This window comes from Pseudomonas sp. St316 (assembly GCF_018325905.1).
Classification (GTDB): domain Bacteria; phylum Pseudomonadota; class Gammaproteobacteria; order Pseudomonadales; family Pseudomonadaceae; genus Aquipseudomonas.
On record NZ_AP021901.1, the window covers coordinates 695,459 to 711,697 of the forward strand.

A 16,239-nucleotide genomic window follows, 5' to 3' on the forward strand; every position below is an offset into this window, starting at 1 on the left:
GCAGTCATGAGTGGACGCAAGCAGCAGTTGCTTAAACGCCACCGACAGCGCAAGCGGATGGTACTGCTCGGTGCATTGTCGACAGCGTTGCTGTTCGGTATTTTTGTCGCGTGGTGGCCATTGCCACTGTTTCTGATGATGGGCTGGGTCGCCCATGAGGCCTGGTTTTCCGATCATCTGTTCTATGCGCCAGGCGACGATTATCGCTATGACTTTCCGGCGGGCACGCCGCAAATTCCTGTGACGCTGACCGATGGTTTCCTGACGGTGTCGGGTGAGTTCGTGATGGGGCAGACCCTGATCTTGCAAGTTCGGGTCAAGAGCCACTGGTTGGGGCGTTTTCTTGATCCGCAGGTGTGGATCGGCGAAGACCGGCAGGATCTGGAGCGCGGGGTCGCGGGCGAGCGTTTTCTCAATCTGTCCGGGCAGGGCTCGACATTGTCCGAAGGAGTCCTGAAGGTACGAGGGCGCTTTTGCAGCCTGGCGTCGCAGGCGACTTTGCACGTTCTGAGCAATCCGGATTTCGGGCGGCAACCGTTGCTTATCATCGCGCCTCATGCAGACGATGCCGAACTCGCAGCTTTCGGTGTTTACAGTCGAGCGTCCGAGGTGGCTATCGTCACACTGACCCAGGGGGAAATAGAGGCCGAGAACTATCGTGCCATGGGGCTGGATTCCTCTCAGGCCGCCCGGCTCAAGGGCCGTTTACGCAGTTGGGACAGTCTGGCGGTCCCCCTGTGGGGCGGCGTGCCGCAACGGCAATGTACGCAGTTGGGTTATTACTGCCTGCAACTGCATGCAATGGCAGGGCAGCCCGAGCAAAGCTTCGGCTCCCTGGAGTCTGGCGAAAAGGACATCCGTAGCGTGCGTCGTTTCAATTCCTTGAGCTTGCCGGGTGACATTGATGGCGAGCCTACTTGGCGTAACCTGGTCGCTGACTTGACGCGTCTGCTTGAGCATCATCAGCCCGAAGTCGTGCTGACGCCCCATCCTGAACTGGACCCCCACAGCGATCACGTCGCTAGTACTCGTGCGTTGATGGAGGCGATTGAGCTCAGTAGCTGGCGTCCGCGTACATTGCTGCTCTATGCGAATCATCTGCATGACAACGATCGTTGGCCCATGGGGCCCGCGGGTTATGGCACTGCCCTGCCACCCGCCATCGAGCCGTTACCGGCCGATGGGTTATGGAGCCCTTTACTGGATGAAGCCACTCGGATGGACAAGGCCATGGCCCTGGGCATGCAGCACGATCTGCAAGGCCGTCCGCCATTCAAGAGGCGGCTGCGCCGAGTGATCCAGCGATTGTTGGCCGGGCGTTGCTGGCCTCGCACGGGGGAAGATGAATTTTTCCGCAAGGCAGTACGTCGGCATGAGCTTTTTTGGGTGCGTTCGCTGGATGCCGCGCGGCCGGATGGCCATTGACCTCTTTGTCGGCGATCGGTGAAATGTCCTATTCTGTGGTCTACCCGGTGAGCCGGTCGGCACGCGTGAAGCGGCTGTGCGCGAACGGGTAAGCCATTACGGCGATTCGACCTCAGGGAGATGTTGAGCATGGACAGTGCGTCAAAGATGTTATCGCAGCAGTCGTGCGTTCTATCCCATGCGCAGATTGTCGCGCCGCGGGCCCGGGCGACGATCAAGTCACAGCGACCGCAGTGCTTCTGGCTGACTGGGCTATCCGGGGCGGGTAAGTCGACGTTGGCCAATGCGCTTGAGGTGCGATTACACGAACAGGGTTTCCATACGAGTCTGCTCGACGGTGACAAGCTGCGCCAGGGGTTGTGTCGCGATTTGGGCATGGGGCCCGAGGCACGCAAAGAGAATGTCCGGCGTGTTGCCGAAGTGGCGAGGTTGATGGTCGACGCGGGCCTGATCGTGATTGTCGCTGTCATTTCCCCATTTCGAGTTGACCGGGAGGCTGCGCGGCAATTATTTGAGCCCGATACTTTTCTTGAAGTTTATGTGAGCACGCCTTTTGAAGTCTGTGCCCAACGTGACCCGAAGGGGCTTTATCGGGAGGCGCTCGCGGGGCGGCTCAAGGATTTCACCGGGCTCGACAGCCCGTACGAGGCGCCGCAGTCACCGGAGTGCGAGATAAACACTTGCGAGGTGGAGCTGGCGACCGCTTGCACCCGGCTCATTGAGTTGTTGAAAAACTGAGCGATGCACCCGTTTATTGTCAGGGACAAGCCTTTACCAAGCCTGTGCTAATATCCCCGCCCTGTTCATTTTGTATGTGGGATGCTCCATGAAGTTGTCCATGCCGCGATTCGATCAAGCCCCTGTATTGGTGGTCGGCGATGTCATGCTCGACCGCTATTGGCATGGCGGTACCTCACGGATTTCCCCTGAGGCGCCGGTACCGGTGGTCAAGGTCGAACACATCGAGGATCGCCCCGGTGGTGCCGCCAACGTTGCCCTGAACATCGCTGCCCTCGGCGCTCCGGCTTCGCTGGTGGGCGTGACCGGCGACGACGAGGCTGCCGACAGCCTGACCAATAGCCTCAAGGGCGCGGGCGTGCGGGCGATATTCCAGCGCATCGCGCATCAGCCGACCATCGTCAAGCTGCGGGTCATGAGCCGTCACCAGCAACTGCTGCGCATCGACTTCGAAGAACCGTTCGCCACCGATCCACTGGCCCTCGGTGCCGAGGTCGACAACCTGCTCGAAGGCATCAAGGTCCTGGTGTTGTCGGACTACGGCAAAGGCGCGTTGAAAAACCACCAGGTGCTGATCCAGGCTGCGCGTGCCCGTGGGATTCCGGTCCTGGCCGATCCCAAGGGCAAGGATTTTTCCATCTACCGTGGGGCCAGCCTGATCACGCCGAACCTCAGCGAGTTCGAAACCATCGTCGGCGGTTGTGTCGATGAGCACGAACTGGTGAGCAAAGGCGCGCAATTGATGCAAGACCTCGACCTCGGTGCCTTGCTGGTGACCCGTGGCGAGCACGGCATGACCCTGCTGCGCCCCGATCATCCGGCGTTGCACCTGCCGGCCCGTGCCCGTGAAGTGTTCGACGTGACGGGTGCTGGCGACACCGTGATTTCCACCCTGGCCGCGGCGATCGCCGCCGGCGAGGAACTGCCCCATGCGGTGGCCCTGGCGAACCTGGCGGCAGGCATTGTCGTCGGCAAGCTCGGTACCGCGGCTATCAGCGCCCCCGAGCTGCGTCGTGCCATCCAGCGCGAGGAAGGCTCCGAGCGGGGCGTGCTGGGCCTGGAGCAATTGCTGCTGGCCGTTGACGATGCCCGTGCCCACAACGAACGAATCGTCTTCACCAATGGATGCTTCGACATCCTGCACGCCGGCCACGTGACCTACCTCGAGCAGGCCAGGGCCCAAGGCGATCGCTTGATCGTCGCGGTCAACGACGATGCCTCCGTGAGCCGTCTCAAAGGGCCTGGTCGTCCGATCAACAGCGTCGACCGGCGCATGGCGGTTCTCGCCGGCCTGGGTGCGGTGGACTGGGTGATCAGCTTCAGCGAAGGCACGCCAGAAAACCTGCTGCGCCAGGTCAAGCCGGATGTGCTGGTCAAGGGCGGTGACTACGGGATTGATCAGGTCGTGGGTGCGGACATCGTCACGGCCTACGGCGGTACAGTGAAGGTGTTGGGGCTGGTGGAAAATAGTTCGACGACGGCTATTGTCGAGAAGATTCGCAGCCGTTGAAGGGATCATTTTGTATTCCGGGGAAGGCCTTGTATGACAAGCGCTGCCTTTGCGGCCTGAGCTTGATCATGGGCCCAGCTTGTTTCGTTTCGTGGTTAATTAACTTATGAAAGTCATGCTTCTGGTTATGGATGAACAGCGTGTGATCCTCGATCGACTGTATGAAGTCGTGCGAGAGAATTGCGACGACTGCACAATCTATCGCTTGAGTAAGCCGCAGCAAATGAAACTTGGCAAGTTCCTGGCTTCGGTCAATTACGAAGATTTCGATCGGGTGGTGATTTTTTCGCGGGTCAAGCGCCTGGCCTCACAATTGAGCGTATTGAAGTGTATTCCGGGGCTGATCTTCCTTGAGCACGACGCTTATCAGAACTACATGCGCGAAAGTAAATATCAGGGTGTCTACTCGCGTCTTTACCGCCGCTTGCCCAGTTGCCGCGCCTTGGTATCAGGGGCTGTGGTGGCTCGCCGAATGCAAGCCGAGAACATCGATGCGGTGTTCGTCTCCAAAGGTTATGACGAACAGATGCTGCACAATACCGACGGCGTCCGCGATATTCCCGTTGGTTTTCTCGGCAGTCTCAAGAGCACTGAATATGCTCAACGCAAAGCGCTGCTTGAATCCCTGGTACAACGCACCGGCATGCTCGTGACACGCACCGAATCGGGTCGCGAGTATCTGGAAACGCTCAATCGCATCAAGATCTTTGTCAGCGCCGATCTGGGGATGGGCGAGTTCATGATCAAGAACTTCGAGGCCATGGCCTGCGGTTGCGTGTTATTGGCGTGGAGCCAGGGCGAGGAAGATCGATTGCTGGGTTTCGAGGACATGGAAAACACCGTTTTCTATCGCTCCGAGGACGAGGCCGTGCAGAAGCTCGAGCTGCTGCAGCGTGACCCGGAACTGGCCGCGCGGATCGCCCGCAATGGCCAGGCCTTCGCCGAGAGCCGCTATTCGTTTGCGCGCGTCGGGCGCGTCTTGGCCGAGGAAATCCAGCGGGAAATGCGTCCCTGGCAAGCCCCTTCGGCGCTCACTCGCGGATGGGTCAAGCTGCGCTATGGAATGAAGGTGCCGGGGTAACCGACATGACGGATCGTGTACCGCAAATCAGCGATGAAATGGCGTTCGACAAATTGCCGGGGGGCCATCAATCGTTGACGGAGGCCTTGCCACAGGCGTTGAAGGATTGTTTGGAAAGGGCGTCACGGGTGGTGCTGGTGGCGAATAACCCAGCGATCACCGCGGCCGACTTCCAGGCACTTGAAATCGGCAGTGACGATGTGGTCGTGACCTTCAACACCTGCGTGAAGTCGGCACTGCTCAGTCCGCGCAGCGTCAATGTGTTCGTCCATGGCTTTAATGCCCCCGACGCCTATTTCTTCGGCCTGCCCTACAACGCCGAGGTGCAGCGATTGTTCGGCTTGCCCGACGCACGTTGTTTCACGATGTTGGTGGGATGCACCGGGAATATGTCGCCACTGCCAGGCGTGGCCTTGTATTGGGAGCGCATTCCATTACCACCTTTGTGGAACTACCCGGTCAACCGGGAGGGAGGCAAGCGCTATGTCGGTCCGTCGACGGGTTTCAATGTGCTGGTGCTGTTCGATTGGTTGCGTGGCCATGCAGGTTATAACTACCAGATCATGACGCTGGGTTTTTCCAACGAGGCCGGAAAGTTCTGGAGCGGGCACGCTTGGGATTATGAGCGCCAGTGGCTGCTCCAGGCTGATGTGAGTGTTGTGCCGTTGCAACGCTGCCGTTGGTGGCAAAGGTGGTTTCGTCGCCGTTGAGTCGCATTGGCGCGTTGAGTCGCCTGATACGATGCCACCGGGCAATTCTTTTTTACGACAAGGGCAGGACGCGTGTTGAAAGTTGCGCTGGCATTTTTTGGTATTCCGAGAAACTCGGAAATCTGCTTTCCCTCTATTCGAGAAAACGTCCTGGCGCACATTCCTGCCGGGAGTGAAGTGCAGTGTTTTTATCACCTGTACAAAATCGACGAAGTCCGCAACCCGCGCTCCGGGGAGCAAGGTGAACTGAAAGCGGACAACTATGCACCGTTCACCACCATGACCGGTCGCCTCGACTCTACCGAAGGCGTCCTGGAGCGTTGGGACTTCGAGCGGGTCAAGTCCTTGGGCGATACGTGGGCAGATGGGCATGCTTCGCTCAGAAACCTGATCTACCAGCTCAACTCCCTGAATGCCGTGACGGCCATGATGGAACCGTTTGATCCGGATTTCGTCGTGTTTGTGCGGCCTGACAATTTCTACCACAGCGCGCTTCCGGCGTATGTGTTCGCTCACGCTGATGCACGCAGATTCAATGCCTACATTCCAGACTGGCAATGGTGGGGGGGCTTGAACGACCGTTTCGCTATTTGCGGGCGTGATGCCTACCGAGCCTATGGCAAGCGCATCGAGCGCATATTCGATTTTTGCGAGGCGACGGGCCGGCAACTGCATTCCGAGCGTCTGCTCAAATACGCGTTGCAACAAGCCCGGGTAAAGGTGTGCACCCTGCCAACCACCGCGTCACGGGTACGCATCGATGGCAGCTTCGCCGAAGAATCGTTCTCGCCCAAGCGTGGCATGGGCAAGCGTGAAAATCGTTATTTCCATCTGTTTGCACGGTGGCGAACCTACCTGGATAAACGGCGTTCCAGCTGACGCTATTTGTGTAGCGTCCCGCGAACCATGCGCATCAGGCCCATGGCTTTCTTGTGCAAGCTGGTCAAGCCTTGGCGACGAGGCGTGTGCACGACCAGGCCTTGTTTCACCAGCCAATCCTTCCAACGGATGCGTTCGTCGCGAACCACCCAGCCCTCTTGGCTGGCGAAGCTTTCAGCCAGATGCAGGCCTCGGGTGCTGGCCGCGACCAACTGATCACGTTTAAGCGTATAGAGCTCTCCGATCGGCTTGCCGTCTTCAAGCGGCATCAGGTACAGGTCGGGTCGCTTGCGATCCAGGCGCGCCACCAACTGGTCGCCTTCCAGGCGCTCATCGACGTGAAACAGGCTCAGGGACTTGGCTTCCTTGGGCACATCCAGACGCAAGTCATAGATCAGTTGCAGCGATGCCGTGGGCAGGTGCACGTAGGCCCTTGGCCGCTCGATCAGTTGCAGGTTGGCGCTGCGCACCGGACGGGCCGAGCCCGACAGCGGCGTCAGGCGAAACGGCAGGGCTTCGCGATAGTGCAGGGCGCTGGCATAGGGGGCCGGTAGCCAGGTGTCGTTGAAACGTCCGCCGAGCCAGCCTTCTGGGGTTTCCAGCAGGCATTCCTCGGCAATTTCGCTGATGGCGGTGAGCAGCGGCAGGTTCAGTTCGTGGGCCGGCACGTAGCCGGAAATCAGCTTGAGTACCACATCGCCGCGATCCTGCCGACGTTGGCGCACCAGTACCCAATAATCGCGGTTCTGCCAATGCAGGGTCAGGCGCACCGAGACGCCCAGGTTCGCCAGCTCCAGGGAAAAGCGCTCGGTATCGGCCACCGCTACCGGGCGGCGGCGCTGCAAGGTCTGGGCGAAATTGAGCGGCATCCCGACGCTCTGGTACGTCAGGCCTTCGGGTGTCGCTTCGACGAACAGGGGCAGGGTCTTGAAGTTGCTCGGGTTTTTCCTGATGAGCGTACGCGGCATGTCGGCTCCTTCCTTAAGGCCGCGTAGGGCGGCGTCAGTGTTTACGCAGGACCTTGGCTACGGTCGCGACGTTATGGGCGAGGTGCAGCGGATTGATGGTGCCGACAATAGCACTGGCGACCCCAGGATGCTCAAACAACAGTTCGAAACTGGCGCGAACCGGGTCTACCCCGGGGCTCAGGCAAACGTGCCCGCTGGCCAGGGCTTTCTTCACCAGGATCGCTTTGCCGTGTTTGCTGGCGTAGTCAATGACCGTCTTTTCGTTTCGTTCGTTCAGATTGTAGGTGACCATCGCGCAATCGCCTTGCTCCAAGGCCTTCAAGCCACCGTCGACGGTCTTGCCGGAAAAACCGAAGCCGCCGATCTTGCCCTCGCGCTTGAGCGCCGCCAGGGTCGGGTAGACCTCGCTGTCGTTGAGGATCGCCAGGTCGTTGCCGTCGGAATGCACCAGGACCAGATCGATGTAGTCGGTTTCCAGGCGCTGGAGGCTGCGCTCCACCGAGAATCGAGTATGGGCGGCACTGAAGTCATGGCGCGACTGGCCGTCGCTGAATTCTTCGCCGACCTTGCTGACAATCACCCAGTCCTGGCGCTGGCCGCGCAACAGCGGGCCGAGGCGCTCTTCGCTGCGGCCATAGGCCGGCGCGGTGTCGATCAGGTTGATACCCAGCTCGCGCGCCAGTTTGAGCAACATGCGCGCTTCGTCGTCATCGGGAATTTGAAAGCCGTTGGGGTATTTGACGCCCTGGTCGCGACCGAGCTTGACGGTGCCCAGGCCCAAGGGGGAGACCCGCGGGCCGTCATGGCCCAGGGGGCGATAGAGGTCATGCAGGGTCGGTTGGCTCATGGCAGCAGTTGCTCCCAGGCAGGGACGCCCATCGGCGGCTTTGGCAGCTGCGGCAAGGGGGTCGGGTGAGTGGGCTGGATACCATCGCGTTGCAGTGCATTGCACACCCGATCGGCAAAGTCCGGAGCCAGGGCCAGTTTGGTCGGCCAGCCCACCAGCAGGCGATCCTGCTCGGCGAGGAAGGCGTTGTCCGGACGGGTCAGGCCCGACTGCAACGGTTCGGCGCGGTCAACCCGCAGCGTGGCCCATTGTGCGGTGCTCAGGTCAATCCAAGGCAACAATTGGCCGAGTTCTTTCTGGGCGGCGGCGATCTGCGCGGCAGGCTCGCGGGTCACGCCATCGCCTTCGGCCAGATCGCCACCCACGTACCAGACCCATTGGCCATCGGCCGCCGGATGAGTGGTCACGGTGACGCGCGGCTTCGGTCCGCCGCCCAGGCAATGGGCGTAGAGCGGCTTGAGACTGGGGCCCTTGACCAGGACCATGTGCAGCGGTCGGCGCTGCATGGCTGGCTGGTCCAGGCCCAAGGCGTTGAGCAGGTCGGCGGTGCCGCCTCCGGCGCTGAGGACAATGCGTTGCGCGCGAATCTCGCGGCCATCGACCTTAAGTCCGATCAGCTCGCCGCCTTCGCGCAGCGGTTCGATGTGTTGCCCGGCGAGCAAGCTGTCGCCGGCCAGTTCCGCCAGGCGCGCGATCACGCTCGGCACGTCCACCACCAGCTCGGCCAGGCGATAGACCTTGCCCTTGAAGCGTTTGTCTTGCAGGGCCGGCGGCAGTTGGTCGCCCTTGACCTGATCGACCCGCCCGCGTACGGCCTTGCTGGCAAAGAAACTGGTGAGGTTGCCGGCCAGGGTGCCGGGGGACCAGAGGTAATGGGCGTCGGACAGCATGCGCACGCCGGACAGGTCCAGCTCACCTTCACCTTTCAGGGCTTCGCGCCAGCGACGCGGCATGTCGGCGATGGCTTCCGAGGCACCGGTCAGGGCACCATGCAAGGCGTACTTGGCGCCGCCATGGATGATGCCTTGGGATTTGACACTCTGCCCGCCGCCGAGGCTGGCGCTTTCCACCAGCACGGTCGAAAAACCCTGGCGACGCAGGCGTGCATTGAGCCAGAGGCCGGCGACGCCTGCGCCGACAATCAGAATGTCGGTGGAAATAACGGATGGCATGAGCGACCTCAGTGTTCAAGACGAGGGCGCAGTATACAGACTCGATGCGCGGGGAATTTGTTGGCGATCAACGTCGACAGCTTGCGAGAAAAGCTTTCGTGGCGAGGGAGCTTGCTCCCGATTGGGTGCGAAGCGCCCATAAAAAATGGGGCTGCTGCGCAACCCAGCGGGAGCAAGCTCCCTCGCCACAAGCGCATTCCAGCTCAATGAAAATGTATTTCAGTTCGGATGACAGTGGGTTTTCAGTGTCCTGCAGTCTTGGAGAACAGTTGAATCACCACCACCCCCAACACAATCAACGCCATCCCCAGCATCGCCGGCACGTCCAGTTTCTGCCCGTAGATGAACAACGCCGCGACACTGACCATGACGATCCCAAGCCCAGCCCAGACCGCATAGGCCACGCCCACCGGTACGGTGCGCACCACCAGCGTCAGCATCCAGAACGCGGTGCCGTAGCCGACGATGACCAGCAGCAAGGGCAGGGGCGTGCTCAGGCCCTTGATCGCTTTCATCGAAACGGTGGCGATCACTTCAGCGCAGATGGCGATGGCCAGGTAGTAGTAGGCGTTCATAGGCGGTTCCTCTTCGACGGTTGCGTCTTTCGATGGGGCCATTCTAGAGATAGGTCAGATGCGGTAAAGTCATTACCTATCTGCAATCAAGATAGGTTGAGCCATGAACGTTCAGTGGAACCTGGAGCAATTGCGGTTGTTTGTCGGGGTCGCCGAGAAGCGCTCGTTTTCGGCCGTGGCCCGGGATCAGCGCAAGGCCCAATCAGCCATCAGCAGTGCGATTGCGTTGCTGGAGACGGATTTGGGCGTGAGCTTGTTCGAGCGCAGCAGCGGCCGTCAGCCCAGGCTCACCGACGCTGGCGAAGCCTTGCTTGAAGAGGCCAGGGAAGTGCTGCGCCAGTGCGAGCGCCTCAATGGCCGGGCCCTGGCCCTGATGCGCGGACAGGAAGCGTCGCTGCGCCTGGCCCAGGACGAGGCCATGCCCTATCAGCCGGTCATCGACAGCCTGGCGGCCCTGGCCGAGCAATTCCCCACCCTCGAAGTGCAACTGGCCAGCGCCGCCCAAGGCGATGTGGCGCGCAAACTGGTGGAGCGCCGCGCCGACCTCGGCTTGCTGTTCTATCACGACCAGATCCCCGAGGCGCTGGAGCGCCGGGTGTTGGGCAGCGTCGAGATGGTCACGGTGTGTGGCCGGGGCCACCCACTGGCGAGCCACGATTATGTGACCTGCCGGGAGATGGCTCGACACCGCCAGTTGTTGATGGCGACCCAGTCCAGCGTCTACCCCGGCAGCGAGCAGGCCAGCCCGCAGGTTTGGCGGGCCGACAGTTTTTACGTGTTGGCCGAATGGTTGAGGAGTGGCCTGGGCTGGGCCTGGCTGCCACGGCACGTGGTGCAATATCCGGCGTATCTGGGCGACATGGTCGAGCTCAACAGCGAATGGACCCCGCCGGCCCTGGTGGTGGAACTGGTCTGGCGCCGCGATGAACCCCTGGGCCCGGCCGCGCGTTGGCTGGCGGAACGTTTTGCCGTGCAGTTGCAGGCGATTGGCTGAAAACCCGATAAACTCCGCCGCCATGAACAGAACTCTCTATAGCGCGTTGTTTTACCTGGGGCTGCCACTGGTAGCGATTCGGCTGTGGTTGCGGGCCCGCAAGGCGCCGGCTTATGCCCGGCGCATTGGCGAGCGGTTCTCCTGGGGGCTGCCGGTCATGGTGCCGGGGGGCATCTGGGTCCACGCGGTGTCGGTGGGCGAGAGCATCGCCGCCGCGCCCATGATCCGCGCCTTGCTGCAACGTTATCCACAGCTGCCGATCACCGTCACGTGCATGACGCCCACCGGTTCGGAGCGGATCCAGGCGTTGTTCGCCGACGAGCCGCGCATCCAGCATTGCTATTTGCCTTACGACTTGCCTTGCGCTGCCAAGCGTTTTCTCGACCGGGTCCGACCGTCCTTGGCGGTGATCATGGAAACCGAGCTGTGGCCCAATCACATCCATCAGTGTGCCAAGCGCGGCATTCCCGTGGCCCTGGCCAACGCGCGGTTGTCGGAGCGTTCGGCGCGGGGTTACGCGCGATTCCCCAAGTTGACCAGACCGATGCTCGCCGAGATGAGCCTGTTCGCCGTACAAACCGAAGCCGAAGCCGAGCGTTTTCGCCAGCTGGGCGCCAGGGCGGAAACCGTCGACGTCACCGGTTCCATCAAGTTCGACCTGACCATCGACCCGCAACTGCTCGAAGACGCCAGTGCCTTGCGCCGCCAGTGGCAGGCAACCGAACGCGCGGTATGGATCGCCGCCAGCACCCACGAGGGCGAGGACGAAGTGGTGTTGGCCGCCCACCGTCGGCTGCTTGACAGCTATCCCGATGCGTTGTTGATCCTGGTGCCGCGTCATCCCGAGCGCTTCGACTCAGTGCATCAACTGTGTGAAAGCGAAGGGTTGGTCACGGTGCGTCGCTCCAGCGGGCAGCCCGTGACCGCGCAGGCTTCGGTGTTGCTCGGTGACACCATGGGTGAGCTGCTGTTTCTCTACGCGTTGGCCGACAGCGCGTTTGTCGGTGGCAGCCTGGTGCCCAACGGTGGACACAACCTGCTCGAGCCGGCGGCGCTGGCGAAACCGGTGCTCAGCGGACCGCACCTGTTCAACTTCCTCGAAATCGCCGCGCAACTGCGCGTTGCCGGTGCGCTGGCGGAAGTCGAGGATGCCCAAAGCCTGGCCCTGGCGGTACAACGCCTGTTCGAACTGCCCCGCGATGCCCAGCGTATGGCCGAGGCGGGATTGAGGGTGATGCGCAGCAACCAGGGCGCGTTGCAGCGGTTGCTGGAGGGGTTGGGGCGGTTGCTCGCTGGGCGGTGATCGTTGCACTTTGGCGAACGCTGTTGTGGCGAGGGAGCTTGCTCCCGCTGGACCGCGAAGCGGTCCCGTTTCTGGTGGATGCTTCGCACCCAAGCGGGAGCAAGCTCCCTCGCCACAAAAGATGAACTGTCGTTAGTGAGGACGATGGTTCACTGAGCCGGCCGCGAACGCAACTGCTGCGCCGCCGCCTGGGCCAGGTCCGGCGGCAGGAAGTCGCGGTCCGGGTTGTAATCGAGCTTGAGGTAGCGCGACAGGTCTTGCAGGTCCGCCGGACTCAAGGTCCCGGCTGCCTGCTTGAGACGCAGGTTGTCGAGGATGTAGTCGTAGCGGGCGTTGTTGTAGTTGCGCACCGAGGTATATAGCTGGCGCTGGGCATCGAGCACATCGACGATGTTGCGGGTGCCGACCTGATAGCCAATCTCCGTGGCTTCCACCGCGCTCTGGTTGGAGATGATCGACTGGCGTCGAGCCTGGACCTGTTCCACATCAGTGTTCACCGCGCGGTGCAGGTTGCGCGTGTTCTCCACCACCTGCCGGCGCAGGCCTTCGCGTTGCTGTTCGGTCTGGGTGAGTTGCGAGTAGGACTCGCGCACCTGGGAACTGGTCAGTCCGCCGCTGTAGAGCGGGATACTCAGTTGCAGGCCGATGGTGCGTTGCTCGGCATCACCGCCGTAGCGCTGGCCAGTCGGGCTCGGGTTGGTGAAACCGAGGCCATCGTTGTCGCCTTTCTTGTACTGGGCTATCGCATCGAGGGTGGGCGCGTGGCCGGCCTTGCGCTGACGCAGCGTATCCTCGGCGGCGGTCACGGCGTAGTTGCTGGCCAGTAAATTCAGGTTCTGCTTGGCCGCCGTATCCACCCAGGCCTTGGCGTCGTTCGGTGCCGGCGGCAGGATTGGCAAGGTATGGACGATGCCCTGCAGCGAGTTGTATTGACGGTTGGTCAGGGTGATCAAGGCTTCGAAGGCGTCGTCGACCTGGCGCTGGGCGAGGATCCGGTTGGCCCGGGCAGTGTCGTAGCTGGCCTGGGATTGCAGCACATCGGTCTTGTCCGACAGGCCCACGTCGAAGCGCTCGTTGGACTGGTCGAGCTGACGCTTGAACGCCGCCTCCTCAGCCTTGGTCGAGGCCAGGTTGTCTTGGCTGCGCAGCACATTGAAATAGCTCTCGGCGCTTTGCAGGATCATGTTTTGTTCGGTGGCCGACAGTTGCAGCGACGCTTGTTCGTCAACGGACTTTGCCGCCTGCAACTGAAACCAGCGATCGGCGCGGAAAATCGGTTGGGACAGCGTGGCCTGGTAAACCGTGGCACTGCGGGTGGCGCTCATCGCTGGCTGGTCGAGTTCGGTACGGGTGTTGTTCAAGTCTGCACCCGCCGAGAGGTTCGGCAGTAACCCGGCGCGCGCCTGGGGCACCACTTCCTTCTGGGCGCCGTACTGGGCGCGGGCTGCGGCCAGGTCAGCGTTGTTATCCACCGCTTCCTGATACACGCTCACCAGATCGGTTTTGGTGGTCAGGGGCGCTTCGGCAGCCCATGCCATTGCGTTGGACGCACAAGACACGGCAAGGGCCAGTGAAAGTTTGCGCAGCATGAGGCTATCCCTAGTTCATAAAATGAGAGTGCGCAATTAGAAGCGCCGCGTAGCGAGTGTAGTTGTGCGATGGCGCGGCAACAATCCTGTATATGCGCCATTCATCACGCCTTTTGCCCTGGTGATGGCGTTCTCTCGAGGTTGTGTCTAGACTGGCCGGGTTCTTGTCGGGGTGCCTTGCTATGAGGCTGAGATCGAATAATTTCGGATCCCGTTGAACCTGATCAGGTTAGCGCCTGCGTAGGGAACAAGATTTCTCGTCACCCGGCGAGTCCTCTTGTGCTTCGTCCGGGATGTTGTTCGACCATCGACTTTCGATCTTCGAACATGCTCGAGCAGTAAGCACAGCGTCCGCACTTCCGTGCAGGGACGCGTCCATTCGTTACAGGTTCGCTCCGACAAAAATCCACTGCCTGGATGTGTGTCTGGAGAGCCCGTGATGACGATAAAACCAAAAAACGCGACCAATCTAAGTGAATCGGCCCAAGTCGATCAGCAATCGGTTCAGCCCTTTACCCGCTCGCAAAAAATCTATGTCCAGGGCAGTCGCCCGGATATCCGCGTGCCCATGCGCGAAATCAGCCTCGACGTGACCCCCACCGACTTCGGCGGCGAAATCAACGCGCCGGTCGTGGTGTACGACACCTCGGGCCCCTACACCGACCCAAACGTGATCATCGACGTGCGCAAAGGCCTGGCCGACGTGCGCTCTTCGTGGATCGAAGCCCGTGGTGACACCGAGCGCCTGGCGGGCCTGAGCTCCAACTTCGGCCAGGAACGCCTGGCCGACCCCGAGCTGACCAAGCTGCGCTTCGCCCACGTGAACAACCCGCGTCGCGCCAAGCCGGGTGCCAACGTCAGCCAGATGCACTATGCGCGCCAAGGCATCATCACCGCCGAGATGGAATACGTCGCCATCCGCGAAAACATGAAGCTGGAAGTCGCCCGCGCCGCTGGCCTGCTGGACCAGCAACACGCTGGCCACAGCTTCGGCGCCAGCGTGCCGAAAGTCATTACCCCGGAATTCGTGCGTGACGAAATCGCCCGTGGTCGCGCAATCATCCCGGCCAACATCAACCACACCGAACTGGAACCGATGATCATCGGCCGTAACTTCCTGGTGAAGATCAACGGCAACATCGGCAACAGTGCGCTGGGTTCGTCCATCGAAGAAGAAGTGGCGAAGCTGACCTGGGGCATCCGCTGGGGTTCGGACACGGTCATGGACCTGTCCACCGGCAAGCACATCCATGAAACCCGCGAGTGGATCATCCGCAACTCGCCGGTGCCGATCGGTACTGTGCCGATCTACCAGGCCCTGGAAAAAGTTGGCGGCGCGGCCGAAGACCTGACCTGGGAGCTGTTCCGCGACACGCTGATCGAACAGGCCGAGCAGGGCGTCGACTACTTCACCATCCATGCCGGCGTGTTGCTGCGCTATGTGCCGATGACCGCCAAGCGCGTCACCGGTATCGTCAGCCGTGGCGGTTCGATCATGGCCAAGTGGTGCCTGGCGCACCACAAAGAGAACTTCCTCTACACCCACTTCGAAGACATCTGCGAAATCATGAAGGCCTACGACGTCAGCTTCTCGCTGGGCGATGGCCTGCGTCCGGGCTCGATTGCCGACGCCAACGACGAAGCGCAGTTCGGTGAGCTGGAAACCCTCGGCGAGCTGACCAAGATCGCCTGGAAGCACGACGTGCAATGCATGATCGAAGGCCCCGGCCACGTGCCGATGCAGTTGATCAAGGAAAACATGGACAAGCAGCTCGAGTGCTGCGACGAGGCGCCGTTCTACACCCTCGGCCCACTGACCACCGACATCGCGCCGGGCTATGACCACATCACCTCCGGCATCGGCGCGGCGATGATCGGCTGGTTCGGTTGCGCGATGCTCTGCTACGTCACCCCGAAGGAACACCTCGGCTTGCCGAACAAGGATGACGTGAAGACCGGGATCATCACCTACAAGATCGCCGCGCACGCAGCCGACCTTGCCAAGGGCCACCCGGGCGCGCAGATCCGCGACAACGCCTTGAGCAAGGCGCGCTTCGAGTTCCGCTGGGAAGACCAGTTCAACCTCGGCCTGGACCCGGACACCGCCCGTTCGTACCACGACGAAACCCTGCCGAAGGACTCGGCCAAGGTGGCGCATTTCTGTTCGATGTGCGGGCCGAAATTCTGCTCGATGAAAATCACCCAGGAAGTGCGCGAATACGCGGCCAACCAACGCATCGAAGCGGTGGATGTGGATGTCGCCCAGGGATTGGCGGAACAGGCCGAGCGATTCAAGAAGGAAGGAAGTCAGCTTTACAAGAAGGTTTGACCTGAGCTGAAGGCGGCGGTGTCTTTACCGCCGTCATCGCGAGCAAGCTCGCTCCCACAGTAGATCGTCGGTGTACGCAGATTTTGTGTTCGCAGCAGGTCCACTGTGGGAGCGAGCTT

At 61.3% G+C, this 16,239-nt stretch carries 14 protein-coding genes and 1 riboswitch; of the genes, 9 read left to right on the forward strand and 5 right to left on the reverse strand.

Annotated elements, in window-relative coordinates:
* Positions 1–6 precede the first annotated feature (6 nt).
* The 6 genes from KI237_RS03000 to KI237_RS03025 all read left to right on the forward strand — a co-directional run bounded on the left by KI237_RS03000 (position 7) and on the right by KI237_RS03025 (position 6,343).
* On the forward strand, positions 7–1,425 hold the full coding sequence (locus tag KI237_RS03000) for a PIG-L deacetylase family protein (protein ID WP_212798743.1): 1,419 nt from the start codon (positions 7–9) through the stop codon (positions 1,423–1,425).
* 147 nt (positions 1,426–1,572) lie between these two features.
* On the forward strand, positions 1,573–2,163 hold the full coding sequence (cysC, locus tag KI237_RS03005) for an adenylyl-sulfate kinase (protein ID WP_249410743.1): 591 nt from the start codon (positions 1,573–1,575) through the stop codon (positions 2,161–2,163).
* Positions 2,164–2,251: 88 nt separating this feature from the next.
* Positions 2,252–3,673, forward strand: coding sequence for a bifunctional D-glycero-beta-D-manno-heptose-7-phosphate kinase/D-glycero-beta-D-manno-heptose 1-phosphate adenylyltransferase HldE (gene hldE / locus KI237_RS03010; protein ID WP_212798745.1), 1,422 nt, complete (start codon positions 2,252–2,254; stop codon positions 3,671–3,673).
* Positions 3,674–3,779: 106 nt separating this feature from the next.
* Positions 3,780–4,754: a glycosyltransferase family protein gene (locus KI237_RS03015; protein WP_212798746.1), complete on the forward strand. Its 975-nt coding sequence runs from the start codon at positions 3,780–3,782 to the stop codon at positions 4,752–4,754.
* Between the two features lie 5 nt (positions 4,755–4,759).
* Complete coding sequence (locus tag KI237_RS03020; protein ID WP_212798747.1) at positions 4,760–5,464, forward strand: hypothetical protein; 705 nt, start codon at positions 4,760–4,762, stop codon at positions 5,462–5,464.
* 72 nt (positions 5,465–5,536) lie between these two features.
* On the forward strand, positions 5,537–6,343 hold the full coding sequence (locus tag KI237_RS03025; RefSeq protein WP_212798748.1) for a hypothetical protein: 807 nt from the start codon (positions 5,537–5,539) through the stop codon (positions 6,341–6,343).
* Positions 6,344–6,345: 2 nt separating this feature from the next.
* On the opposite strand, the gene KI237_RS03030 is transcribed toward KI237_RS03025, so the two are convergent.
* The 4 genes from KI237_RS03030 to KI237_RS03045 form a co-directional block, all read right to left on the reverse strand.
* Positions 6,346–7,311: a metal ABC transporter ATPase gene (locus KI237_RS03030; RefSeq protein WP_212798749.1), complete on the reverse strand. Its 966-nt coding sequence runs from the start codon at positions 7,309–7,311 to the stop codon at positions 6,346–6,348.
* Between the two features lie 34 nt (positions 7,312–7,345).
* Positions 7,346–8,158 (reverse strand): aldo/keto reductase, encoded by an 813-nt coding sequence (locus tag KI237_RS03035; protein WP_212798750.1) that lies wholly within the window; start codon positions 8,156–8,158, stop codon positions 7,346–7,348.
* Positions 8,155–9,330 carry an NAD(P)/FAD-dependent oxidoreductase gene (locus KI237_RS03040; RefSeq protein WP_212798751.1) on the reverse strand — a complete coding sequence of 392 codons (1,176 nt, stop codon included), beginning with the start codon at positions 9,328–9,330 and terminating at the stop codon, positions 8,155–8,157. Before KI237_RS03040 ends, KI237_RS03035 begins: the two co-directional genes overlap by 4 nt.
* Before the next feature lie 242 nt (positions 9,331–9,572).
* Positions 9,573–9,905 (reverse strand): DMT family transporter, encoded by a 333-nt coding sequence (locus KI237_RS03045; protein ID WP_003197153.1) that lies wholly within the window; start codon positions 9,903–9,905, stop codon positions 9,573–9,575.
* Between the two features lie 103 nt (positions 9,906–10,008).
* Here KI237_RS03045 and KI237_RS03050 point away from each other — a divergent pair, with 103 nt between their 5' ends.
* Positions 10,009–10,899, forward strand: a complete 891-nt coding sequence (locus tag KI237_RS03050) for a LysR family transcriptional regulator (protein ID WP_212798752.1) — start codon at positions 10,009–10,011, stop codon at positions 10,897–10,899.
* Between the two features lie 22 nt (positions 10,900–10,921).
* Positions 10,922–12,202 carry a lipid IV(A) 3-deoxy-D-manno-octulosonic acid transferase gene (waaA, locus tag KI237_RS03055; protein WP_212798753.1) on the forward strand — a complete coding sequence of 427 codons (1,281 nt, stop codon included), beginning with the start codon at positions 10,922–10,924 and terminating at the stop codon, positions 12,200–12,202.
* Positions 12,203–12,351: 149 nt separating this feature from the next.
* Here waaA and KI237_RS03060 read toward each other — a convergent pair whose 3' ends face one another.
* Positions 12,352–13,791: a TolC family outer membrane protein gene (locus tag KI237_RS03060; protein ID WP_212798754.1), complete on the reverse strand. Its 1,440-nt coding sequence runs from the start codon at positions 13,789–13,791 to the stop codon at positions 12,352–12,354.
* Between the two features lie 158 nt (positions 13,792–13,949).
* Positions 13,950–14,055, forward strand: a riboswitch (TPP riboswitch).
* 175 nt (positions 14,056–14,230) lie between these two features.
* On the opposite strand from KI237_RS03060, the gene thiC reads away from it, so the two are divergent.
* Complete coding sequence (gene thiC, locus KI237_RS03065) at positions 14,231–16,120, forward strand: phosphomethylpyrimidine synthase ThiC (protein WP_212798755.1); 1,890 nt, start codon at positions 14,231–14,233, stop codon at positions 16,118–16,120.
* Positions 16,121–16,239: the final 119 nt, after the last annotated feature.

What these genes read in the sequence shown, in the direction of transcription:
- KI237_RS03000 (WP_212798743.1), top strand. Translation starts at nt 7, where the DNA reads ATGAGTGGACGCAAGCAGCAGTTGCTTAAACGCCACCGACAGCGCAAG.
- cysC (WP_249410743.1), top strand. Translation starts at nt 1,573, where the DNA reads ATGTTATCGCAGCAGTCGTGCGTTCTATCCCATGCGCAGATTGTCGCG.
- hldE (WP_212798745.1), top strand. Translation starts at nt 2,252, where the DNA reads ATGAAGTTGTCCATGCCGCGATTCGATCAAGCCCCTGTATTGGTGGTC.
- KI237_RS03015 (WP_212798746.1), top strand. Translation starts at nt 3,780, where the DNA reads ATGAAAGTCATGCTTCTGGTTATGGATGAACAGCGTGTGATCCTCGAT.
- KI237_RS03020 (WP_212798747.1), top strand. Translation starts at nt 4,760, where the DNA reads ATGACGGATCGTGTACCGCAAATCAGCGATGAAATGGCGTTCGACAAA.
- KI237_RS03030 (WP_212798749.1), bottom strand. Translation starts at nt 7,311, where the DNA reads ATGCCGCGTACGCTCATCAGGAAAAACCCGAGCAACTTCAAGACCCTG.
- KI237_RS03035 (WP_212798750.1), bottom strand. Translation starts at nt 8,158, where the DNA reads ATGAGCCAACCGACCCTGCATGACCTCTATCGCCCCCTGGGCCATGAC.
- KI237_RS03040 (WP_212798751.1), bottom strand. Translation starts at nt 9,330, where the DNA reads ATGCCATCCGTTATTTCCACCGACATTCTGATTGTCGGCGCAGGCGTC.
- KI237_RS03045 (WP_003197153.1), bottom strand. Translation starts at nt 9,905, where the DNA reads ATGAACGCCTACTACTACCTGGCCATCGCCATCTGCGCTGAAGTGATC.
- KI237_RS03050 (WP_212798752.1), top strand. Translation starts at nt 10,009, where the DNA reads ATGAACGTTCAGTGGAACCTGGAGCAATTGCGGTTGTTTGTCGGGGTC.
- waaA (WP_212798753.1), top strand. Translation starts at nt 10,922, where the DNA reads ATGAACAGAACTCTCTATAGCGCGTTGTTTTACCTGGGGCTGCCACTG.
- KI237_RS03060 (WP_212798754.1), bottom strand. Translation starts at nt 13,791, where the DNA reads ATGCTGCGCAAACTTTCACTGGCCCTTGCCGTGTCTTGTGCGTCCAAC.
- thiC (WP_212798755.1), top strand. Translation starts at nt 14,231, where the DNA reads ATGACGATAAAACCAAAAAACGCGACCAATCTAAGTGAATCGGCCCAA.